Source organism: Vibrio nomapromontoriensis (genome assembly GCF_050337205.1).
GTDB lineage: Bacteria > Pseudomonadota > Gammaproteobacteria > Enterobacterales > Vibrionaceae > Vibrio > Vibrio nomapromontoriensis.
In genome coordinates this window covers 99353-122134 of record NZ_JAKJSS010000008.1, presented here as the reverse complement: position 1 = coordinate 122134, position 22782 = coordinate 99353, and the positions used below count along the sequence as shown (strand labels likewise).

Genomic DNA, 22782 nt, shown 5'->3' with positions numbered 1-22782 from the left:
ATATTTGTAATGAATAATTAGATTAAATACTCTCTTTTTTAGCTCAAAAATGGAGAGGAAATACATCTAACTTCATATAAATGCGAAAATAATTGCCAATTGAGTAGAAGCTCACCGATCCTGTTCTAAACTCACTATTAATTAAACTTTCGTTTAGCAAGTGGAATAGTGATGGTAAACTTTTGGAATAGTCTCTCGGTAAAGCGAAAAATATTCACTCTGGTAATACTGCCAGTATTACTCATCCTTTATCTCGCATCTAGGCAAGTGACGACACTAAACACTCAATTAGCCAACTTGGAAAAAGTAGAGTGTTTGGTCGTTTTTTCACAAGTCTTATCCGATCTTCAAACTAAAGCTCACTTAGCGCGATTAACCAGTGACCCTGTCGAGACGACGTCACAATATGATCGACTAATTACGCTTTCTGAATCACTATTTTCTGGCGAAGATCTACACCACCTTCAAGGGCTTATCGCTGATTATCAGGAAAGTATCACGTCTATGGTTGACGCTGCAGATGCTGAAGAGAAAAGTGAAATTGTTGAGTGGCAAGTAGATACTTATAAGCAAATCCTACTATTGCTTGAGAAGTCACCGCATAGTGGAGCGATAGCGGCGGTTGATGGACACATGACCGCTTTATCTCAGCTTGAATGGTTAATGTTCTGGGCAGAAGAGGAAAACTGGCAAATACAACAATTGATTGGTGCTCAAACTGATCAAGATCGTATTGAGACGATTAAAGATGAAATTCGCAGCCTTACTCAAAGCCAGCAACTATTTGTTGAACGATTTGTGGCAATTAATGCCGATACACAGCAGGTTGCGCTTCTTCTAGAGACCTTTTCCAATATTACTTTCCAACAAAGTAGTCAGTTTCGCGGTACGCTACTTAGTGCAGAAACACCAAATACCTTGCCTGTAGCGGACGTGAATATTGGGCTAAGTGCGCTAGCATTGCGTCTAAACTTACTACAATCCGTTGCCGATTCCATCGAAATGCAGCTTCGCAATGAAATTGGCTCGCTTGTTAAGACATTCGAGCAAACTCGTACCGTTTTCTTTGCTGGTATAGGAGTCCTTACTGCGTTAGTTATTTTTACCGGGGTGAACCTTGCTCATCGAGTTATTAAGAACCTAAATTTGGTATTGAAGTACTTAGAGGGAGATGAGAAAGAACAGCAGAGCTCATTAAGTGAACGGGTGCGTGGTAATGATGAATTGAGCCGTTTTGCTCAAGAAGTTGAACGCCTTACTCTAGAGAGGCACGAAAGCCAGAAAAGGCTTTTTGAGGCCAAAGAAGACGCAGAGCAGGCCAAAGAAGATGCGATTCAAGCCAGCAAAGCAAAAAGTAGCTTTTTAGCCAATATGTCACACGAAATTCGTACGCCCCTAAACGGAGTAATTGGCATATCTGAGGTGTTATCAGATACCGACTTAACCGCGACGCAAAAAGATTATGTCGATACGATAGAAACTTCGTCTCATTTACTACTTAGCCTGATTAACGACATTTTGGACTTCTCCAAAATTGAATCAGGAATGTTACAGATCAACCCACACTCAACATCGATACGCGAGACCATTTATGACATCGCATCTATTGTTGCTCCTAAGGTAAAAGAGAAAGGAATTCGACTGAACGTTGATATTGATTCAACCGTTCCGTTTAGAGTATTAGCAGACGATCATAGAATACGTCAGATCCTAATGAACTTTATGTCTAATGCGGTGAAATTTACTAGTGAAGGTATTGTTAGCATTGGCGTGCATCATCAAGGTGAGCAAGACAACATCGCGAGCTTAGTCTTTGAGGTCAAAGATTCAGGGATAGGCATTGAGGAGTCACGACAGGCGAATATTTTTGAAGCTTTTGCTCAAGAGGATGATTCGACCACAAGACAATTTGGAGGGACTGGGCTCGGTTTGGCCATTAGTACTCAGCTTATTGAGCTAATGGGTGGGCACATTGAGTTAGACTCGGAAAAAGGGAAAGGCAGTCGGTTTTATTTCACGCTGAACTTGCCCATTGATGAACGTGCCTACCAGCATAGCCATGAACTCAAGTTTGATGAGTTGGTGATGGTTTGTGAAGATAACGAGTACGAGGAGCGAATCAGACGAGACCTTACGTTTTACAATTTAGATACCGCCAGAGTTGTACCAAATATTGCAAGTGTTCAGCCGCTCACACCGGATAAACGAACGATTGTTATCTATGTAGAAGGTGGCTCTGTTTCTTCCATACAGGATGAGGGAAGCTTTGCGGAGTTGAACTCACACCAGTCGGCGATTTGTTTGATTAGGCAGTTTGAGGGCATCAACCGAGATTTCGGGCGAAATATCAGTGCACTCATCACTTATCCATTGCTCGGAAGCCGCTTACTAAAATCGATAGACGCGTGTTGCAGAGCTATCGAACAAGGGGGGCCTACACTTAAGCAGACTATTATACCGACGGTAAACGTCTCTATATTGCTCGTGGAGGATAACCTTGTTAATCAAAAAGTAGCGTCGCTACACCTTAAAAAACTCGGTTATGACTTTGATATAGCGAATAACGGCTTAGAAGCGGTTGAGCACTACAAGTCAGGTAAAAATTATAGCGTGGTATTGATGGACTGTATGATGCCAGTGATGGATGGTTTTGCAGCAGCGAAGGTCATTAGGGATTATGAATCGGCAATAAACGCACCGCGCACACCTATTATCGCACTAACGGCAAGTGTCGTGGATGACGATATTCAAAAGTGTTTTGATGCAGGGATGGATGATTACGTACCAAAACCATTCAAGGCGGAGATCCTTAAACAAAAACTGACCAGTGGTGTGGAAGTCAAAGCCGAAAACATTGCTAATCAAGCGTCTCAACAGCAGTCGACGAAGGTAAATAATAACGGTAGTGATGCATCGCAAAGTAGCCATACAAATAGTACGTTTGATTCCCCTCTGCTAAGTAAGGAGTCGGCAATACGAGTGCTGTTAGTAGAAGACAATATGGTCAACCAAAAGGTTGCATCGTTACACCTTAAAAAGGCCGGGTATGACTACGTCATTGCTAATGACGGTCAGCAAGCACTAGATACTTTCCAAAGTGACCCTAATTTTGACGTAATTTTAATGGATTGCATGATGCCGATTAAAGATGGCTTTACTGCAACCAAGGAAATTCGAAGCTACGAAAAGCAGCAAGGGATGACCCCAACACCTATTATCGCGTTGACGGCTAGTGTTGTAGATGATGATATTCAAAAATGTTTCGATGCAGGTATGGATGCGTACGTTCCAAAACCTGTACGCCGTGAAAAGCTTTTCCATGAGATGCAAAACTTGATTTAGAAAGTCTTTGTCCAATATACCGATACTTAATTGCCTCTCTTATGGGGCTTTTACTTATTAAGTTTCGTAAAAGGCAAGTTTGGCACAATCAACACCTTATAAACGCGGTTTTCTATGAGTTGGAAGGTTGTTGTATGCGTAGAAAGCGTAGGAGCGATCCCAAGGCTAATGACTTGTAAATACAAGGCTTCTAAACTATCGCCCAGCAATGATTGCGCAACGCACGCTTCCGTTGACATAAACCGTATAGCAGACAGAAAAACCATCGTTGCGATGAAGAAAACCGTGTAAGCCACGGGTTCATATCGTGTGCAGCATAATAGTAGTGTGATCGAGCGAAGACTCGCGCTAACAAAGGTATATACAAATTTAGGGTTAAATTAGAATGTTTTTTTGGATAGTACTGATAGTGTTTTGTTGTGTTTGGATTCCACCGACACTGAGAAACAAAGAGCGTTATAAGCTAAATAAAGTGAACCGTGCAGAGGCTCCTGGGCAGTTTGTTGAACTGACTCACGGTGCCGTTCATTATGAGTTAACGGGAAACCCTGATGGACCATTAGTCGTGTTGGTTCATGGGTTTTCTGCTCCATCGTATATGTGGGACAAAAATGTGCCAGCCTTGGTTGCGTCTGGTTATCGAGTCCTACGGTTTGACCTCTATGGCAGAGGATATTCAGCAAGACCGTCGATAAAATATGATACGCCGTTATTTGTAGAACAAATTCAATCACTGACTTCGAAAGTGGTGGGTGATCAAAAGTTTCATATCGTTGGGCTTTCAATGGGGGGAGCGATAACCTCCGCATTCATTAGCCAATTCCCAAGTAAAATACTCAGTGTTATATATTTAGCCCCTTTTAATAAACCCATTGATATCGGTCCTATAGCGAGACCTATAATTGGGCAGTGGCTGGGCTATACGTTCTTTATTCCATCACTTGCTAAAAACCAGCTCAATGATTTGGTTCAACCAGAATTACAACCTGATTGGGTAAGTCGGTTTGAACGTCAAATGCAATTTAAGGGATTTCGAAGAGCGATTATTAGCTCTAGTCGCTATGTTATAAACCAAGATCCGACCCTGAACTATAAGGAAGTAGGAACGTTAGGTATTGAGAAACTACTGTTGTGGGGAACTAAAGACATCGTGATTAGTATTGAGGATGCTCCGCGAGTACAGCAGTTATTAGGGGCGAATACTAATTTAGTGATTTTAGAAGGGGCAGGGCATGTTCTTCAATATGAAAATTGTACTGAAATAAATGAGGCGATGATTGAGCATCTTAACCGCGTTTCTGTTAAAGCGGTCTAAGCGAAGAAATGTTTAAGCCATCCTAATGCTGGTGGTAATTGTACAGTGTGGTAATAGCGCGTTGTGATGATAGTGCGTTGTGATAGTAGAGTTAACGGCTTGTGATGGATACTGACTACATTGTAAAGCAAACATTTTAACTCATTCATTTTGGTCGTAATATTCTGATTTTTCATTGGTCTTCGATATTTAAAATTGATTAATCGCAATGCTGTTCGAGTTTTGTATTGAGTATGGGCTCTCAATGCATATAATAAACCAAAAGACATAGGGCAGAAGCTTCTCGTTGGAGCTTCTGCTTTTTTATTGAGAATAAAAAATGAAAAAAAATTCAGTCGGTTTGATTGGTCTGATTGCATTAGTGTTCGGCTCGATGATTGGAAGTGGCATCTTTAGCATCCCTCAAAACATGGCCGAACGCGCATCTCTCGGCGCGGTTATCGTCGCATGGGGCATAACAGGCGCAGGAATGCTATTGCTTGTACATACGTTCAAGTTATTGTCAGAACATAAACCAGACTTGAATTCTGGCATCTTCTCTTACGCTAAAGCAGGCTTTGGTGAGTACGTTGGCTTCCATTCTGCATGGGGCTACTGGATCATGAGCTGTATGGGGAACGTCGCACTTTCAGTAATGATCAACGACTCGCTCGGTTTGTTCTTCCCGGTATTACTGGAACATGGCGTAGAAACCGTCATACTCTGTTCAGGCTTATTGTGGACAATGAATTTTATCGCCTTACGTGGCGTCCAAGCATCATCATTCATTAATATTATTTCCACGGTGGGCAAACTACTTGGCCTCACCTTAATTATTTGTATTCTACTCGCCACTTTTGAACCGCAACGCATGGTTGTAGATATCTGGGGGGAGCAGAACAATCTGGGTACGGTTTTCTCTCAAGTACAAAGTACTATGATGGTTACTCTGTGGTGTTTTGTCGGGATTGAAGGCGCGGTCGTGCTGTCTGGTAAGGCTAGGAAAAAATCCGACGTTGGTAAAGCCACACTCATCGGATTTTTAGTGGCGATTACCATGTATACGTTAATTTCGGTTTTGGCCTACGGCATTCTTCCTCAAGAAGAACTCGCACAATTATCTAACCCTTCGGCAGCTTCATTACTTGCTCACGCCGTTGGGCCGTGGGGACGCTTACTGGTAAACATTTGCGTATTAGTGTCAGTGTTTGGTGCGTTAGTCGCATGGACAATGTTAGTCGCGGAAGTGCCATTTGAAGCTGGACGAGTCGGCGAGTTTCCAAGTTTTCTTGCCAAAACAAATGAAAATGGTGCGCCATCCAGTTCATTAAACATGTCGACCAGTTTTATGCAGGTATTGGTACTAATGGTGGTACTGTTTGAAAACGTGTATTTGGCGGCGATTAATATCGCGTCGGTGATGGTGCTACCTTGTTACTTATTGAGTAGCTTATACTTATTCAAAATCGCGATGTCTAGCAGTGAGTCGACGGCACTTAAATCAAAACGCTATGCTTTGATCGCTGCATTATCCGCAGGCTATTGTATTTGGTTGATTACTGCGGCTGGCGTAGAGTTTTTGTTAATGGCGACCATTTTGTACGCGATTGGTATACCGTTTTTTCGTTACACTCATTCAGAGCGAATCAAACTAGGTGAGTGCGTTTACACAAGCAAAGACAAAGTATTAGAAGCACTATTGGTCGTGATGGCGGTCTTGTCAATCTATCTTATGGCGACCGGCTATCTCCATGCCTAATATGGCAAAGTAAACTGAATAACAGGGAGATGGAAAATAAGGCGCCCTATGGCGCCTTATTAATAATGAGTGGCTAATTCCTATGTGCGCTCTGCAAGGTAGGCATCGTAATCAGGGATTTCGATATCGACTTCTTTGCCAAGTAGATCTGACTCAAACAAGAAGTTTGCCGTTGCGCGATTTGTAGCGACAGGGATGTTCCAAACGCTAGCAATTCTAAGTAAGGCTTTCACATCTGGGTCATGCGGAACCGCATTGAGTGGATCCCAAAAGAAAATAAGCATATCGAGCTTACCTTCCGATATAAGCGCGCCAATTTGTTGGTCGCCGCCCATTGGACCACTGATCATGCTTTTAATTGCTAGCCCAGTGTCTTTACTTAACATGTTACCCGTCGTGCCGGTAGCATAGAGGAAGTGACCTTGTAACTTTTCTTTGTTCTCAAGTACCCAACGAAGTAGCTCTGGCTTGTAATGGTCATGAGCCACAAGTGCGATGTGCTTATGTGCAGGCATGGTACGTATTTTTTTTTGCATTAATTTATCCTGAGTTATTGAAATTCTATCAATGGAAAAGTCGTCGTCATCGCGTTAAATCGTGACACTAAGCTTAAAAGTTTAGGTTACGTGTGGACAAAGCACTCAGTCAGAATTTCAAGTCTATATAATCTTACTAGATGGTAATCGCCCTTACGTTATCAATCAATTATGTTTAATAACAAGTGTGACAATTACTGGGAATGAACATTAAAAATGGGTCGAAATCCGGAGGGTGACAGCGAATCTTCGATAGTGTCGACATTCAGGTTATCTGGTGTAAGCGTGTCAATGCTTGGAGCGAGATCGTGCCCGTAAGGCTCGTCTCGTAAATAAGAGACGGCTTGCTGTACAGATAATCGCCCTTGTTCAACCATTTTGTCTGTGGGCGAGAACTTAACTTTGTCGCGTAGTAGCCCGCGATAGACCCCGTGACTAAGATAGATAGAGAGTAAATCTATGCGTTGAGTGAGATTGGCCGCTCTAACTTCACTGATCGCCGCTTCGATAGCAACAGCACTGCCTACAATATAACGCAGGTTCTTGCGTGTATCGATCACTTGTTGAATAAGGTTACGCTGTAACTCTTTATCGTTGTCAGCCCAAAGCGTGTCAGTGACCTTTATATCAGAGTGTTTAATGGCCTCAAGAAAACCTAAAATTACCGGCTTGGTTCCGCCACTAGACTGCGGCCCAGGTAACAGTGCTAATTCAACAATTCCGCTGTCTTTGGGGTGTTTGTCTGCAAGAAACTTCCCCGTTTTGTAACCCATCCAATACCAATCGACGCCGACAACCCCCTTAATATGAGTTTTTTGATTAGCGTCAACAATGAGGTGGTTGACCGTGGCAAAAACAGGTGTATCACCAATATAAACCCCCAGGTCGTGTTGAAACGCTGTTGGCGAGACGGTACCAAGGATAATAGCGTTAGCGCCCCAACGGTTGCATGCCTCCATTTGCTGACGTTGTTTCTCTATATTCGGATAACCACCAGATTCAAAAACTTTTAGTTCAACATCTAACGACTGCGCTTCCGTGACCATGCCATAATTAACAGATAGCCAGTATGAATCTTTCAAATGGGGGTAAATTGCACATATTTTTTCATCGGCATGAGCAATTGTCATGCTGAACATGAGTGCAATTACGCTAACAATTGGAAAATATTTCATTTTTTTTGACATGGACTCATCGTTTGGTGGCAACTGAAGATCGAACCATGCAAAATATAGCGTACTATCAGAGTGTAAAGAAGTGGATTCTCACGGAGTCATGCATGTTACTCGCCAAAGCTAGTATCGGACGTAAACTATTTTTCTCATTCGCGGTCATGGCACTTTTAGTGTTGTTCTCGACGGCAATTGGTGTGTCTGGGTTTTCATTGGTCGCAAAAACGGAAAGAAAAGTCGTTGAGGCTGCAATGCCATCAATGCTCGAGGCCCGTGAAGTCTCTGAATTGAGTACCAGTATTATCGCGTCGGTACAAACTTTGTCCAATGCCAAAACGAAGTTGCAACATCAGCAGGCAGGTAAAAAACTGTTTGGTCAACTAGAGTCGCTACTTAGTCATATAAAAACATTAGGGTCTGATTCTTTTGATGCAGAACTACTTGGTCAATTGGAGCAAGATGTACAGGCTATCCTTGATTCACTTATCGAGCTCGGAATGTCGGTTGAACGTCGCATTGAGTTGGATGAATCGATAGTAGCGAAAGTCGGGAACTTGCGCGTGTTAGCACAAGAGTTAGAGGAGCTAACCCGCACTCAGGTACTTAATACGAGTACCATTGCCGTGGCTAATGTCACTCATATCTACGGACTACTCGAAAAAAATGAGCAAAATGATGCGTTGAACGCATTAGACAGTTTAGTGGAGATTGATCTTGATTTGTCGGAGCGATTACACGAACTGCATTTACTCGCGTTCAAAACACTCAACCAAATCGAAGAGTCACGCACGGTAACCGTGTTAGAGCGGATCGAAGAGTTGCAATCGTCTTACCAACACAACATCACTATTATGAAAAGGCGAGTGCAAGGGGTTGAAGATCCCGCAAGATCAAAGCAAATGACACAACTTCTTGAACAGCTTGAGCAGGGAGGAGATGTTTTCGCGTTAATGAAGCAAACCAATTTTGAAGGCAGGCATTCGCTGGCTTTGAACCAAGAGACACTTGATCAACTGACTTCCTTAAACAAAACGGTTGCCCAGTTGGTGGATCAGTCTAACGCCGCGACGTCACAGGCGGTTGCTCAACTCTCTTCAACATTGAATTATGCACAATGGACGCTGACACTTCTTTCTATTTTGAGTTTTATGATTGTTGTTGTGATTGTTTGGAGAGTGGTTTATTTATCGGTTGTTAAACGGCTTGCTGAGTACTCCTCTGCGTTACTTTCTATTGCAAAAGGGCAGCTTAAAGTTGATTTAGCAGTAAAAGGTAATGACGAGCTCGCTCACATGGGGCAGGCCATTATTACTGCAAGGGATACGGCGCAATCGTTAAAGACAGTCGCAGAGTCTGAAGCGAGTGCTCGCAAGGCGCTTCAAGAGCATAAAGCACACTTAGAACAGACGATTGCCGACAGAACTATTGAGTTGCAAAATACTAATGCAAGTCTAAACCGAGAAGTTAAAAATCACGCCCAAGCTAGAAATGATGCAGAGCAAGCAAGCCGAGCAAAAACTGCGTTTCTTGCCACAATGAGCCATGAAATTCGCACCCCTATGAACGGGGTGTTAGGAACGGCTGCATTAATGGAAGAAACGCCATTGGATGAGAAGCAGCAGCATTATCTAGGAGTGATAAACCGCAGTGGACAAAATCTGTTAGCGATTTTGAACGATGTATTGGATTATTCGAAAATTGAGGCGGGACATTTAGATATTCGTAATAACCCGTTCGATCTTACTCGCATGGTGCGTGATTGTTATCAGTTGATGCATGGTAAGGCGTTGGAAAAGCAGTTGGAATTTAAGTTTAGTATCGATGTTGACGTTCAAAGCGTTTATTGCGGCGACGTAACACGCTTGAGCCAAGTGCTCAACAATCTAGTTGGGAATGCCATCAAGTTTACTGACGAAGGAGAAGTGTCTATCCATGTATCCCGTGATCCCGATGATGAGACCTGTTTAGTCTTTGAGGTCTCTGATACAGGGATGGGTATTAGCCCCAACGATCAGCTTGCGCTGTTTGATGCCTTTACCCAGGCCAGTCACGGCAAAAGTGCATCGGGCGGTACTGGTTTAGGCTTGGCAATTAGCCAAAAACTGGTGAATGCGATGCATGGCCAAATCTATGTCGACTCTTACCTAGGTGAAGGCAGTCGTTTTTGGTTTATTGTACCGCTAGAAACCAGTGAATTTGACAAGCAAGATGTCTATGAGCCAATTGGTCGGGCTGATGCTGTAAGCGCAAAAGTACTACTGGTCGAAGATAATCCAGTTAATCTCATGGTTGCGGAAGGTTTCTTGGTGAATATGGGACATCACGTTCGCTGTGCCGAGAATGGTGCCGATGCTGAGGTACTTTTCACTGAAAATGATTTCGACATCGCGTTGCTGGACATTAATCTACCCGACACGGATGGCGTTACCTTGATGAAAAACCTGAAATCACAGAGTACGAACGGTGATGAACAAATCCCAATGATTGCCGTTTCTGCGCATGTCTTTACTGAAGAAGTTGAAGGGTATCTCAGAGCAGGTTTTGATGGGTATCTTCCTAAACCGATTGATAGAGAAGCGTTAAAGTCTCTTATTCAGTCTAAGATACGTGGACGAGAACTGAGAGCGGCACCCATACCATTAATTGAGGTCGATATGGAGGCGAATATGGGGCTGAAGAATACAACAATGGTTGATGAGCAAGTATTAGAGCAAGATGTCAAAGTCTTAGGCGTGACGCGAATGACCAAAATCGTCGATGCATTTACCTCATCCAGCCAGGTTACATTGGAAGAGCTTGAGCGTGCTGCTCAGCAAGGAGAGGCTAAACGTGTTAAAGATTTAGCGCATAAACTAAAAGGATCAGCAGGAGCGCTTGGTTTAACAACCTTGTTTGAACATTGTTTAACCATTGAAAAGTCGCAAGACCCAATTGGTGATTATATTCGCTTAGTTGACCATATTGTTAGCGTTAAAGCTCAGTCAGTAGCGGTTCTAAATAACATATTGGTTAGATTAACTCGCTAACCCAAAGGTTCGTAACCACCAAAAAGTAAGGGCTCATTAAGAGCCCTTACTTTAATCATTATTTGGATTTATCTTGAAATTTAACGCCTGAAGGGTCGAAAGATTGTGTGTCTTCTGGCTCTTGGTTAGAAAGCTCTCGAAGATGATCCAGTTGATGCTCAAGCATGTTAACTGCATCATAATCACCATCGGAACACGCCACGTAAATCTGTTGTTCGATCGCCTCAATGCTATCTTTAATGCTCATCATACACCTCCAAAGTGTTCAATAGAGCACCTATGCGGTCAATCAATAATGTCGTCAACGGACTAAGCGTAATCTGACAAAGTGTCCATTAACTATGCCGTCAACTAATTATGTCATTAACCTATTATTTCAATTCAAGTCGATTTACTTGTGGTTAAATCGGCTTACCTGTTCTCAAATCGATTATAGTCCAAGAGTCCAAATTCGACAGGTTGTGTACGTTGGTAAAACTCATGCACTTGGTCGCTAAAGCGCCAAAACTCGGGAGAGCTTCGTCTAACCGCATAATTGTCGAGTAGTTTTATGTAGTCATCTTCATCGTCAATTGATCTGAGTTGAGTAACAAATTTTTCCACTTGGTTCTCTTTGATTGAAAAATAGGCGGCTGGGTAGCTACCGATAACCCCGCGAACAAGAGTAAAGCTATCGTTGGCGTAATCACGGTTATTCTCTTCTGAAAACAGGCTGGAAATATTCACGTGCGCATTGTTGTGAAGAAGGGTGAATAATTGATTATCGCCTTTATTTGTCTCAATCATAAGCATAGTGATCTGCGGTACAGACTTGAGACCTTCACCCTTAATATCATCGACAGTTCTCAATAACGCTTCGTTTTTACTGGATAAACCTGTATTCACAATTTGGTATCGGTCGTTAAGTATCGGAGCCAATTCTGCTTTAATCTTGCTAAACAACTCTGCCTTGTAATCCTGAGTGAGGTATAGCACTTGGGTCGGCTGACTGAACGGGGCGACATTACGTTGTAAAAAGGTACTAAATTGTGGACTTTGATCTTGGTACCAACTGCTGAATTCTTTGTGTCGCATAGTATTTGGTAATAGCGCTAAAAAGTTACTTTCTCCTTCCATACGCAAAAAGTCCATGAACATACGTGTGATAAGTTGGTGGCCAAAGTTCCCGTAGACATCAAACCCTGCAACTAACAAGTAGTGAATACGCTCCAAAAGGGCATAATCAAGAACCCACGCTGTTTTAGGTGGATGACCAACTAAGCCTTGCACCACTGACGCACTATCAAAATGGCGGAACACGGTGAGTGCTGCATTAGGATTGTTGCCGTTACCTTTCCAAAGTAAGTCCGTGGTTAAGTATTTACCGCCTGTAAACCACTGATTCATGAAGGTTGACTTACCTTCTAGATAGCGCGCTTGTTGGTTGGAATATTTAACCCAGTTCGTAATAGGTACGGTATTGCTTTCTTTTTCACTTGGCAGTTTTAAGTTGTCGGCCTGTTCTTTGTAAAAATCGACAACTTCTGGAATGTCCGAAGTATCGGGATCGATGAAGAAGACCCAAAAACGGTCATTGATGACATTAAGTGCGAGCTGACCACGACAAACCGGACCTTTTATATAAGCCATTATGGTGTTTTGCGCATTATCCAACATGAAATTAAAGCGAGCTTTAACAGGCAATGCTTCAAATGCCGTCATTGGGTTCGCTGCGACGGAGATATCGTAACTTGGCAAGGTTTTGACGGTGTAGTTAGGCTCAATAAACCACTCATACCACAAATCAAGCTTGGCATCGTTTAATTTGAACGGCATATGTGTCTTATCAACAATGGTTCCTTGGTTCGGTATCAACCGATAATAGACTCGCACCTGATCAGGGTTATCATAAGGTCTACGCGTCACAATGCGTTTTACCGCTGTGCCAGGTGGAGTACTAGAGCGAACGATTTTAAAAAAGCGTGGCTTACCTTCTATTTCAGAAAAATAAAGGTTCGCCAAAAATAGGTGCTCATATATATAGCGGGCAGTGAGTTGGTTTTTAAGTGATGAGGTATTAAGAAGCTCTTCATACTTATCAACCATAGTTTGTTCGTCTTTGGACAATGGAAGTGGGGCATTCATCATAGCGCCGTTACCGAGCCATGCCACTAATGTTGAATATTCATCATTGTCGATATTTGGCATCCCAAAAGGCATTCCCCATAAAGGGTTTTCTTGCTCATAGGCATCGTATTCTTCAATGGTTGGACAGACTTGTTGGCGATTAACCGAAAAATCAAAGCCTTCGAGTTGGGCGGTCTCCGGTAATGGATGACGCGCTTTCTGCGTGATCATACGTGAGACGAGACCAGCATCTAAATTGGCAGATAGTGTTTGATCACGTTCATTGAGAACGGGAAAGAACCCCAAATCACGCCATTCTTGAGTGCTCTGTGCATCTTCAAACAGGCGGGTAGGTTGTGTGGCTGTTAGTCGTTCCCCTTGATAAACAAGTGCTTTACTAGCACCTCTATCGATTCCTTCAACCGAAGACATTTTTAGTTGGCAAGGTGCATCGTAGCACGCATGACAAACCACACATCGGTTATCAATAATGGGCTTAACTTCATTAATAAAGAAGTCAGCGTGGGTCGATTCAACCGAAACGGTTCTTTCTCTTACCTCAGGCTTACCAAACAATTCATCATAATTGAGTCCAGCGTAGGTCGCACAACCAGCAAAAACGACGATACATAAATAGACGATAAGTTGTTTCATTTTCATAATATGCTCTCAATGCAGCGTGTCAAAACGCGTATATCTCCTTGTTAATATAGTACTAATTTTTGTTTATATTCGATTAAAGATCTAGTGATTTGTTATTTGGGACAAAAAAAAGCCTGACATCATGTCAGGCTTTATGTGAGACTAGTTGCAATCTTTATCGCTTGATGTGTTAAGCGGTTTTAAGTTCTGCTGCTTTTTCTTCAGTAATAGGTTTGGTGAAGAAAGACAGAAGAATACATACACCCATCATTGCTGCTGAGATGGTGTAAGCCAGGTTATAACCGCCGCCGTGGGTCATCGAGTAACCAACCACAGCTACACCGATTGCACCGCCAATACCCCAAGAGGTATAAAGTACGCCATAGTTGGTGCCGTAGTTTTTCAGACCGTAGAATTCAGCGGTCAGAGACGGGAATACTGCCAGTAATGTACCGTAACCGAGTGCAGCAAGTGCAGTACCGATGATCAATGTGAATTCACTATCAAAGGTTGCGAACAAAATCATGTTGATACCTTGCAAAATAAACGCAAGCATCAGTGTGCGAATACCGCCAATTTTATCAGACAAAATACCAGCACCAATACGACCACCAGAGTTAAAGATCGCTAGGATAGACGCGAGGTATACTGCATTTGGTAGGTTGGCTTGAACACTAGCAATGTTAGTAATGTTGCCGATAATCATTAGGCCAGTCGCAGAAGCCAAAGCGTACATTACCCAAAGAGCGTAAAACTGTGGCGTCTTAAGCATTGCTTTCCATGAAATATCGACAGCTTGTTTTACTTTTACAGGGGCTTGTCCAGCTTTAACTTTAGGTTCTGCTGGTTGGTATCCTGCTGGTGGGTTATTAATCGTCGCTGCGAGTGGCACGGCAATAAGTAAAATACCAATACCTAAGATCATGAAGCTAGAGCTAATACCCATTTGGGTAATCAGCGCAGATGTCAGCGGTGCAAGATACACCGCCGCTAAACCGAAACCAGCAGCGATTAAACCGTTGACCATGCCTTTCTTAGAAGGGTGGAACCATTTCATCGCAGAAGGCGACAAACATGCATAACCAAATCCAATACCAGCACCAGTAATTACACCAAAAGTGATGTTAAGAACAAGCACAGACTCTGCGAAGCTTGAAGCAATCATGCCAAGACCTGTTAGCGTAGCACCTAAAATAAGGATGTTACGAGGGCCCATGCGATCTTGTAGTACACCTGCCACTAATAGACAAAGCGAAAAAGTGATTGTCGCGATTGCGTAAGGAGAAGATGCGTCAGCAGCACTCCAACCCCATTCACTTACTAAGGCTTTGTTAAATACACTCCAAGCATACAGGATGCCAAGACAAAGGTTGATACAGAATCCTGCAATAAGGATTCGCATGGCTTTATCAATCTTGCTCATTTTTGTTCTCTGGTATTTCGAACAATGTTCGGGGGTTAGACAAATTTTCAAATTTAGTTTGCGTTTATCAACAGACGACGCAAAGGAGCGCGGATTATAACCAATAAAAATGTGATTGGAATCGATTTCTTTGAATTAATTGAAATAAAAATCACACTGTAAATAATATGTAAAAATAATGTTTAAACTTGATCTAACTTATTAATGTGCATGGGCAGATCACAAATTCTTAAAGTAACCAGATTTATTTTTATGTAATTTTTTTGTTAAAATAACTGGCGAGCAATTAAGTAAATTACGTAACATACTGTAACGAAAGGGAAGTGAGCATTTCCAATGTTACTGAGTTGTAATTGCCCTAAGAATGGCAATTTTAATAAGATTGCTGGTTAAATATTGAGCTTGTAATTGCCTTAAAGACATATGACAATATAGACAAAATGAGTTTTCAAAAATGAAAATGGACATTTCATTCCTATTTTTACTACTTTTCGAGGTGATTTATGTTCATTGCAAAAATCGGTATGTTACTTGGATTTTCGGTTGGGGCGGGTTATGTGGCCGCTGATCATATCCATTCCTATATGCTTGGATTTTCTATCGCTGCGTTAGCGGTAGGGGCTTGTTACCTTATTGCATTTGCTAGCACTAAGTATCCGCAATTTGCGATGGGTTTGTTACTATTAGGGACAATGGCAAAATTGACTGTAACGGTAGTTGGCGTCGGTGTCAGTGTGTCTTATGACTTAATCTCATCTCCACTTGTCTTCTCATTGTCCTATTTGTTTTACCTGATTGCGGTAACATATCTTTGGTTTAGCTTTAAAGATAGCAGAATGCCAATCCCAGATATTATGAAGCCAAAGCTTGCGTCATAACAGCGTATGCATTGTGCATGACCCTCTGTAGTAAGCAGTAGATAGAATGAAAAAAAGAAGGACTCAGGTCCTTCTTTTTTGATCGTAGCCACACCAAAGCCTCTCATTAGCATGGCTTCATCGTTTTGCCCACAACAGCTCGACGTTTTACGCAATACTCGATGAAAATGAGTTTTTGTCTTGCTTGTTGGGAACCTCTCACCACCACGCGTTTAATATCTCTTAAGTTACAAAACAGATTTTATGATAGGGAAGTCACGAGTAGTAATCTATTACAAATATAAATGATAGTAATTATCATTTATATTTGTAATAATGCGCGAGAACTGATTATTAGAACAGAAATAAGAAGGAACTATGAAACTAAAACTGTCGATGATAGCGAGCTCAGTGGTACTTGCGCTCACTACAAATGCTCAAGCGGAAGATGTTACCGCCTTAAATGAGGTCGTCGTGTCTGCATCACGAGCTGACAAAACCAATCAAGATAGAACTCGCTCCGTTGTAAAGGTCGATATGGAAGAATTGGACGAAATCCAGCCCAATTCTGTTGCAGAGGCGATTAAATACGAACCTAACGTCTCTATAGAGGGCGCTAATATTCCGGGCAATCAATCGGTTAACATTCGAGGTTTGAGTGGTAATAAGGTATTGAAGATTATCGATGGTAATCGCCAAAACATGCAATACGGTCACCGCCCAAGCTATTTTTTAGATCCTTCTTTGCTCGGAAATATTGAAGTTATCAAGGGACCGATGAGTTCTTTGTATGGTTCGGGTGCTATTGGTGGCGTCGTTGTTCAAAATACCCTGACCGCCGATGACATTTTGGAAGAGAACGGATTAGGTGGTCGAGTTAAAGTTGGTTATCAAGATAATGGCGATGTTTGGACCAATACCGCAGCCTTAGCGAATAAAAATGATGATATAGATTGGATTATTGCGGGTAGCTATAAAGACAGTGGTCACATGAAACAAGGTGACGGCACAACACTTTACGGCACGGAAGCGACGAATAAAACAGGGTTAGCGAAGTTTAATTGGCAGATTAATAACGCGCATAAACTTGGCTTCAACTTGCGTTATGCTGATCTCGATGGACGACCTCCAGTTGTCGGGGATTCGAGTGGGCAAGTTAATGATCCTAGCTTACTGATTAGCCGTCGCACTACTGACCAGTCTTATGGTGTTAACTATAATTTTAATCCCAATAGTGCCTGGTTTAATGTAGAGGCTTCTCTTTATCGCAACGATACTAAAATTACCGAAGCAGACCCATCCGTTGTTGGTGAAGACATTTCACAACTACAAACAACGGGCTTTAATGTTACCAACCAATCAGACGCGGGGAAACTTAAGGTACTTACTGGGGTAGACGGTTATTTGGATGAGTTGGATGCAAGTCGAGCAGCGTCTGTTTCTGGGCGTCCAGAATTACCTAAAGATGCCCAAACATCCGTGGTTGGTGCATTTGGCTATGTGAACTATGACCTGTTTGAAACGTTAACCGCTGATGTAGGGGTTCGATACGATTCTTTCTCTTCAAAAGCACAAGGCTTTGACGATAACAATCAATCCGCTTGGTCACCATCAGTCGGTCTACTTTGGCAAGCTCAGCAATGGATGGCATGGTCTTTACGTTACGATGAAGCATTTCGAGCACCAGACACATCAGAACTTTACATGAGTGGTACCCATTATTCGTATGGCCCAGGTGGTCCGAGTAACGTATTTGTGCCAAACCCCGAGTTAAAACCGGAGAAGTCACATAACGTAGAGTTAAAAGGGCAGTTTGACTTTAATAATGTTATCGCGGACGACGAATTATCCATAACGACTAGTGCATTTCACAACCAAGTTAAAGATTTTATTAATCTAGATGTCAACTCGTCTCCGAGCAGTAGTTGCGGTATCGGTGGTTCAATGGTCGGCTGTGCGGGCACGAGTCGTTCGAGTAATATCAATAATGCAGAGTTGACAGGTTACGAACTCGCAGCCGATTATCGCTGGCAGCAATTGTCACTCGGCCTTTCCTACGGTCAAACCCGTGGTAAGGATACCGATACTGATGAATGGATCACCAACATTCCGGCGGATAAATGGGTCGCAAGCGCTCAGTATGGGTTTTGGAATATTGATACAAAGATAGGGACTCGAGCCACATTTGTTAGTGGCCAAGGGCGTGTACCAGATGGGTACACTGAAGGCCCTCACGAGTCATATCAACTTGTTGATTTTTACGCGTCTTGGGAGCCAACAAGTGAGCTAGAAGGACTCAAAGTGGACCTTTCTCTTATTAACGCCTTCGACGAAAACTACAGAACAGCTTGGACCAAAGTGTATCAGCCCGGTCGCTCTGTACGCCTGAACGCCCAATACACCTTTTAATCCAATATAACGAATGAAGCGCCTTCTAATAGGAAGTCGCTTTTTTTTTGATACACGTTTAGTATTAATGAGTTATCTGCAATGTTTCGGGGAAAGAATTAGTGCAAAACTCAATTACGCTAGAAGCACTACATATATTAGATGCGATTGATCGACGAGGCTCGTTCGCAGCCGCGGCGGTTGAGCTAGATAGGGCGACTTCGTCATTAAGTTATCAAATTCAAAAGCTTGAACAAGATCTCGATATTATGATTTTTGATCGTTCTGGCCATAAAGCGGCGCTAACGGATGCCGGACGTTTGATTTTAGAGCGTGGCAGAGTCATTTTACACGCCACCGAAACGATGGTGCATGAAGCTCGATTACTCGCGAACGGGTGGGAGCTCGACTTAACCATTGCTTACGACAGTATTATTCCAGTTGCCAATTTCTTCGAGCTTGTCGACAAGCTGGGTTCGGTGAGTAAAACGAGAATTAAGTTAGAAGAAGAGGTGTTAGCCGGATGTTGGGAGTCACTCAACGAAGACCGAAGTGATCTCCTTATTTGTCCTCAGCCGGAAGTCACACCTCAAGGGGTAAAAACACAGGTTCTAGGACCAATGAGTATGACATGGGTAGCCGCATCCCATCATTATGTTCATAAAAGAAGCGGTGTCTTTGATAGTCAGGCAAGAGAGAAGTATCGCGTTATCGCGATTGCAGACACAGCTAGAGAGCAACCTGCGTTAAGCGTTAATATCTTGGAGAAACAGCCACGATTAACCGTTTCCAATTTAGAGGCTAAGGTTGATGCGCTCATAAACGGGCTCGGTATTGGTACTTTACCTACTCAAATTGCCGACCCTCTCATCAAAGCAGGTAAGCTCTGCCAAATTAATGGTACGACGCAAGCTGAAATTGATATTGTGCTAGCCTGGAAAAGAAACAATATGGGTGAAGCGAAATCATGGTGTATCAAGCATTTAACGAAGAATTGGGATTTAAAGTAACCACTAGTTAGTGATGTGAAGTTAAGTGCTTGAATAGGTCTATACGACATATTGCATTAATGACGGTGCAAATGTATTGGTTACACCGTCACGCTAGTTTGGGCTCAACTACTGAAACTGAACGCTTTAGGACCGTCATTTAATTTACTATGAGCGCTTTGGCTAGCGTAGCCAGTGCTCCCATGATTATTAACGTTAACGGTTTAGAGGATATACGTGTCTTAGCGTAGTTTCAGTACCATATCGGCAACGCCGTCTTCAAATTGAACATCCAATTCAAATCCTAATTTTTGTGCCAATGTTAACATGCCTCGGTTGGTTGGCATGGTCATCCCGGATATCTTCAGTGTCTGTTTCGCAACGCAATAATCGATAATTTTTTGCATTAAGACGCGTCCTAACCCTACGCCTTTTAAATCCGATCGAATCAATATCGCAAATTCAGCATCTGAATTATCTGGGTTAACCAGTACTCGAGAAACACCGATGATTCGTTGTTGCGCGCGACTCGCATCAACGGCGACGAAAGCCATCTCACGATCGTAGTCAATCTGAGTCAAATTCGCGAGTGCTTCGTGATTGAACTCACCAACGTCAGAGAAGAATCGCTTATATAAATCCTCTTTTGTAACATTATTGATGAAGTCAGCGTGCAAAGGCTCATCTTCTGGTTTGATTGGTCGCAGTAGTATTTGTGATTGATCTTTAAGAGTAATTGTTTCTTCCATTTCCGTTGGATAAGGTCGGATAGCTAAGCGAGCTTGTGGGTCACCACTAAATGGCCTAACAGCGATGGACGCGTCGAGAATAGTAATATCGTCACCATTTAAGAGAAGTGGGTGGATATCCAGTTCATAGATCTCAGGGCAGGCGACAATTATCTGTGACACTTTAACGATGAATTCGGCGAGTTTTGCTAAATTAATAGGGTTGGGTGATTTATGAAAACGTAGGGTTCCATTATTAATGGCGCCGACAATTAGATAACGAGCGAGTGCCGTATTAAGCGGGGGAAGCGCAGTTACGGCTTCTTTACTTATGTTCCAATCCGAGCCACCTTGACCAATAAACAGCGCCGGTCCGAATGTTGGATCTGTCACGGCTTTAATTCTTATTTCTTGTCCGCCAGCGACCTTAGCCATTTTTTGGACGGTTAGTCCTTCTATTTTTGCATTAGGATAAGACAACGTCGTTCGGTCTAAAATGGATTGCGCTGCACTAGATACTTCATTTAGGTCTCGCAAGTTCAACATAACGCCGTGAATATCAGACTTGTGCGGGATATCGGGTGAGCGAAGCTTCAACGCTACAGGGTAACCAATTTGTTCAGCAAGGTGAATGGCTTCTGAAGGGTCATGAGCAAGCCAGGTTTTTAAGACGGGGAGTTTAAATAAATCAAATAACTGCTCACATAAATGAGACTCTAGCAAGGTAATATGCTCAGGAGACTGCTGTTGAGAGGTGTGACCAGAAAGCCAGTCATGCGCTCGACTTAGTTGTTCAGAAGAATATGAATCCGTAGTAGTCGGCGTTTCCATTAGTTGCCACTGGTTACGTCGATAATCCACTAAGTGCATAAATGCGGTTACCGCACTTTCTGGTGTTCGATAAGTCGGAATACCATTTTCAGTAAAGAGCAAGCGAGCTTGTTTTGCCGTTGCCTCTCCGGACCAATTCGTTAAAATGTTGAAACGCTTAGACTTAGGGTGCGTACGAAGCGTTTCAATCACTTGTTGGGCTGTACCTTCTGACTCGGACACTGCAGAGGGACTGTGCATGATGAGAATCGCATCTATATCGTCACTATCTAAAACGCAATTGATCGCTTGGATATAGCGCTGCGCTGTAGCGTCACCAACGAGATCTATTGGATTGGATTGAGACCAAGTAGCCGGTAATACTTGAGATAAGTTATGTAGTGTTGTCTGTGACAATTCCGCGAGCTTACCACCTCGGTCGGAAAGGGTATCAAGCGCCATCAAAGCAGGTCCCATACCATTAGTAATGATGGCAAGACGTTCACCACGTAGTGGAACGGAATGCGTTAATGTTTCAACCGCAGCAAATAATTCATGAGTATTATTTACACGTAGCATACCCGCACGTTGTATTGCTGAGTCGTAGACAATATCGAGGGATAGCGTAGAGTCAGTAAGTGAACCCATGCTGTTTGTCCGTGATCTACCTGCTTTTAGCACTAAAATACGACGGTTGCGAGATGTCGCTCGTGCTGCCGACATGAATCGCCGTGCATCACGAATAGAATCAACATAAAGCAAAATAGATTCTGTTTTGCTATCGCGTGCTAGGTAGTCGAGCAAGTCATCAAAATCAATGTCGGCACCGTTACCCAAAGAGATGAATGCTGAAAATCCGATGTTTTTATCGTTTGCCCAGTCCAAAATAGTGGTACAAACGGCAGATGACTGAGAAATAAACGCCAATTTACCAGGCTTACAGTTAACCGGTGAAAACGACGCGTTAAAGTTTTGCCATGGAAGCAAGATACCGAGACTATTCGAACCCAAAACTCGCATACCAGAATTCTTTGCAATATCAATACATTGCTGCTCCAAGCTTTTCAGAGGTGTTAATTGGCTGGCTTCGTCTATTAAACTCTTCTCTACCGAGTGTGGTTTGTCATTTTTAATGGCAGGATACTCGACGTCGAGCGTCATATCAGATGCCATTACGATGACGATTTTCACGCCGATCACTGAAAGTTCAGTAAATAGCTCGACATTCCGAGAGCCTCTAGTACAAAGAATGGCAAGATCTGGAGCGAAGGGCAGCTCGCTAACAGAACGATAACATAGAATACCGTTTACTGATTTATACCTTGGATGAACCGGCAGAATTGTACCTTGAAACCCGCCGAGTAACAGATTCTTAATGACCACGCCACCGGCTCGTTGTGCCTTTGCTGATGCCCCGATAACGGCGATAGATTCGGGTCTAAAGAGTACATCTAATGACATGGTTTATCCTTTTATACTAATGACAACTAGGCGTTCAATGAACAGGCAGTAACCAAGATACACTATCGCGATGTCTATTAGATTTCACGATTGTGAAGGCGGTTTACTACCAAGAGCACCTAAGTAAAGGCTGTGTTAACTACTAGCTTCGATATCGACTAGACTGCTTTAGCCACGATACTGTTTTAGTGACTACATTGGTTTACTAACTACACCAGTTTACTAACTACATAGTAGCGCAGTCCCTGT

Annotated in this window: 13 protein-coding genes; 7 read left to right on the top strand and 6 right to left on the bottom strand. The window is 42.8% G+C overall.

Annotated features, from left to right (window positions below; genetic code table 11):
* The first annotated feature begins 171 nt into the window (after positions 1–171).
* The 3 genes from L4D05_RS08385 to L4D05_RS08375 all read left to right on the top strand — a co-directional run bounded on the left by L4D05_RS08385 (position 172) and on the right by L4D05_RS08375 (position 6395).
* Positions 172–3342 (top strand): response regulator, encoded by a 3171-nt coding sequence (locus tag L4D05_RS08385; RefSeq protein WP_428793634.1) that lies wholly within the window; start codon positions 172–174, stop codon positions 3340–3342.
* 385 nt (positions 3343–3727) lie between these two features.
* Positions 3728–4657 carry an alpha/beta fold hydrolase gene (locus L4D05_RS08380; RefSeq protein WP_428751233.1) on the top strand — a complete coding sequence of 310 codons (930 nt, stop codon included), beginning with the start codon at positions 3728–3730 and terminating at the stop codon, positions 4655–4657.
* Between the two features lie 319 nt (positions 4658–4976).
* Entirely contained in the window at positions 4977–6395 is a 1419-nt protein-coding gene (locus L4D05_RS08375; protein WP_428751232.1) for a basic amino acid/polyamine antiporter, read from the top strand.
* 80 nt (positions 6396–6475) lie between these two features.
* Here the strand turns inward: L4D05_RS08375 and L4D05_RS08370 are convergent, their stop codons facing one another.
* Positions 6476–6931 carry a methylglyoxal synthase gene (locus tag L4D05_RS08370; RefSeq protein ID WP_265674363.1) on the bottom strand — a complete coding sequence of 152 codons (456 nt, stop codon included), beginning with the start codon at positions 6929–6931 and terminating at the stop codon, positions 6476–6478.
* Positions 6932–7125: 194 nt separating this feature from the next.
* Positions 7126–8118 carry a TMAO reductase system periplasmic protein TorT gene (torT, locus tag L4D05_RS08365; RefSeq protein WP_428793633.1) on the bottom strand — a complete coding sequence of 331 codons (993 nt, stop codon included), beginning with the start codon at positions 8116–8118 and terminating at the stop codon, positions 7126–7128.
* A 92-nt stretch (positions 8119–8210) separates the two neighbouring features.
* Here torT and torS point away from each other — a divergent pair, with 92 nt between their 5' ends.
* Positions 8211–11129, top strand: a complete 2919-nt coding sequence (torS, locus tag L4D05_RS08360; protein ID WP_428793632.1) for a TMAO reductase system sensor histidine kinase/response regulator TorS — start codon at positions 8211–8213, stop codon at positions 11127–11129.
* 58 nt (positions 11130–11187) lie between these two features.
* On the opposite strand, the gene L4D05_RS08355 is transcribed toward torS, so the two are convergent.
* The 3 genes from L4D05_RS08355 to L4D05_RS08345 form a co-directional block, all read right to left on the bottom strand.
* Entirely contained in the window at positions 11188–11376 is a 189-nt protein-coding gene (locus tag L4D05_RS08355; protein ID WP_428793992.1) for a hypothetical protein, read from the bottom strand.
* Positions 11377–11540: 164 nt separating this feature from the next.
* Entirely contained in the window at positions 11541–13895 is a 2355-nt protein-coding gene (locus tag L4D05_RS08350; protein ID WP_428793631.1) for a fatty acid cis/trans isomerase, read from the bottom strand.
* A gap of 172 nt (positions 13896–14067) precedes the next feature.
* Entirely contained in the window at positions 14068–15300 is a 1233-nt protein-coding gene (locus L4D05_RS08345; protein ID WP_428751228.1) for an L-lactate MFS transporter, read from the bottom strand.
* Positions 15301–15803: 503 nt separating this feature from the next.
* On the opposite strand from L4D05_RS08345, the gene L4D05_RS08340 reads away from it, so the two are divergent.
* The 3 genes from L4D05_RS08340 (at position 15804) to L4D05_RS08330 (ending at position 19555) form a co-directional block, all read left to right on the top strand.
* Positions 15804–16178, top strand: a complete 375-nt coding sequence (locus L4D05_RS08340; protein ID WP_265674367.1) for an NADH:ubiquinone oxidoreductase — start codon at positions 15804–15806, stop codon at positions 16176–16178.
* Between the two features lie 357 nt (positions 16179–16535).
* Positions 16536–18566: a TonB-dependent hemoglobin/transferrin/lactoferrin family receptor gene (locus L4D05_RS08335; protein WP_428793630.1), complete on the top strand. Its 2031-nt coding sequence runs from the start codon at positions 16536–16538 to the stop codon at positions 18564–18566.
* A 101-nt stretch (positions 18567–18667) separates the two neighbouring features.
* Positions 18668–19555, top strand: coding sequence for a LysR family transcriptional regulator (locus tag L4D05_RS08330; RefSeq protein ID WP_428793629.1), 888 nt, complete (start codon positions 18668–18670; stop codon positions 19553–19555).
* 221 nt (positions 19556–19776) lie between these two features.
* Here L4D05_RS08330 and L4D05_RS08325 read toward each other — a convergent pair whose 3' ends face one another.
* Positions 19777–22533 (bottom strand): bifunctional acetate--CoA ligase family protein/GNAT family N-acetyltransferase, encoded by a 2757-nt coding sequence (locus tag L4D05_RS08325; protein ID WP_428793628.1) that lies wholly within the window; start codon positions 22531–22533, stop codon positions 19777–19779.
* Positions 22534–22782 lie beyond the last annotated feature (249 nt).

Excerpts from the sequence above, each read along its gene's own strand:
- L4D05_RS08350 (WP_428793631.1), bottom strand. The coding sequence starts at position 13,895 with ATGAAAATGAAACAACTTATCGTCTATTTATGTATCGTCGTTTTTGCT.
- L4D05_RS08375 (WP_428751232.1), top strand. The coding sequence starts at position 4,977 with ATGAAAAAAAATTCAGTCGGTTTGATTGGTCTGATTGCATTAGTGTTC.
- L4D05_RS08325 (WP_428793628.1), bottom strand. The coding sequence starts at position 22,533 with ATGTCATTAGATGTACTCTTTAGACCCGAATCTATCGCCGTTATCGGG.
- L4D05_RS08385 (WP_428793634.1), top strand. The coding sequence starts at position 172 with ATGGTAAACTTTTGGAATAGTCTCTCGGTAAAGCGAAAAATATTCACT.
- torT (WP_428793633.1), bottom strand. The coding sequence starts at position 8,118 with ATGTCAAAAAAAATGAAATATTTTCCAATTGTTAGCGTAATTGCACTC.
- L4D05_RS08355 (WP_428793992.1), bottom strand. The coding sequence starts at position 11,376 with ATGAGCATTAAAGATAGCATTGAGGCGATCGAACAACAGATTTACGTG.
- torS (WP_428793632.1), top strand. The coding sequence starts at position 8,211 with ATGTTACTCGCCAAAGCTAGTATCGGACGTAAACTATTTTTCTCATTC.
- L4D05_RS08345 (WP_428751228.1), bottom strand. The coding sequence starts at position 15,300 with ATGAGCAAGATTGATAAAGCCATGCGAATCCTTATTGCAGGATTCTGT.
- L4D05_RS08335 (WP_428793630.1), top strand. The coding sequence starts at position 16,536 with ATGAAACTAAAACTGTCGATGATAGCGAGCTCAGTGGTACTTGCGCTC.
- L4D05_RS08380 (WP_428751233.1), top strand. The coding sequence starts at position 3,728 with ATGTTTTTTTGGATAGTACTGATAGTGTTTTGTTGTGTTTGGATTCCA.
- L4D05_RS08340 (WP_265674367.1), top strand. The coding sequence starts at position 15,804 with ATGTTCATTGCAAAAATCGGTATGTTACTTGGATTTTCGGTTGGGGCG.
- L4D05_RS08370 (WP_265674363.1), bottom strand. The coding sequence starts at position 6,931 with ATGCAAAAAAAAATACGTACCATGCCTGCACATAAGCACATCGCACTT.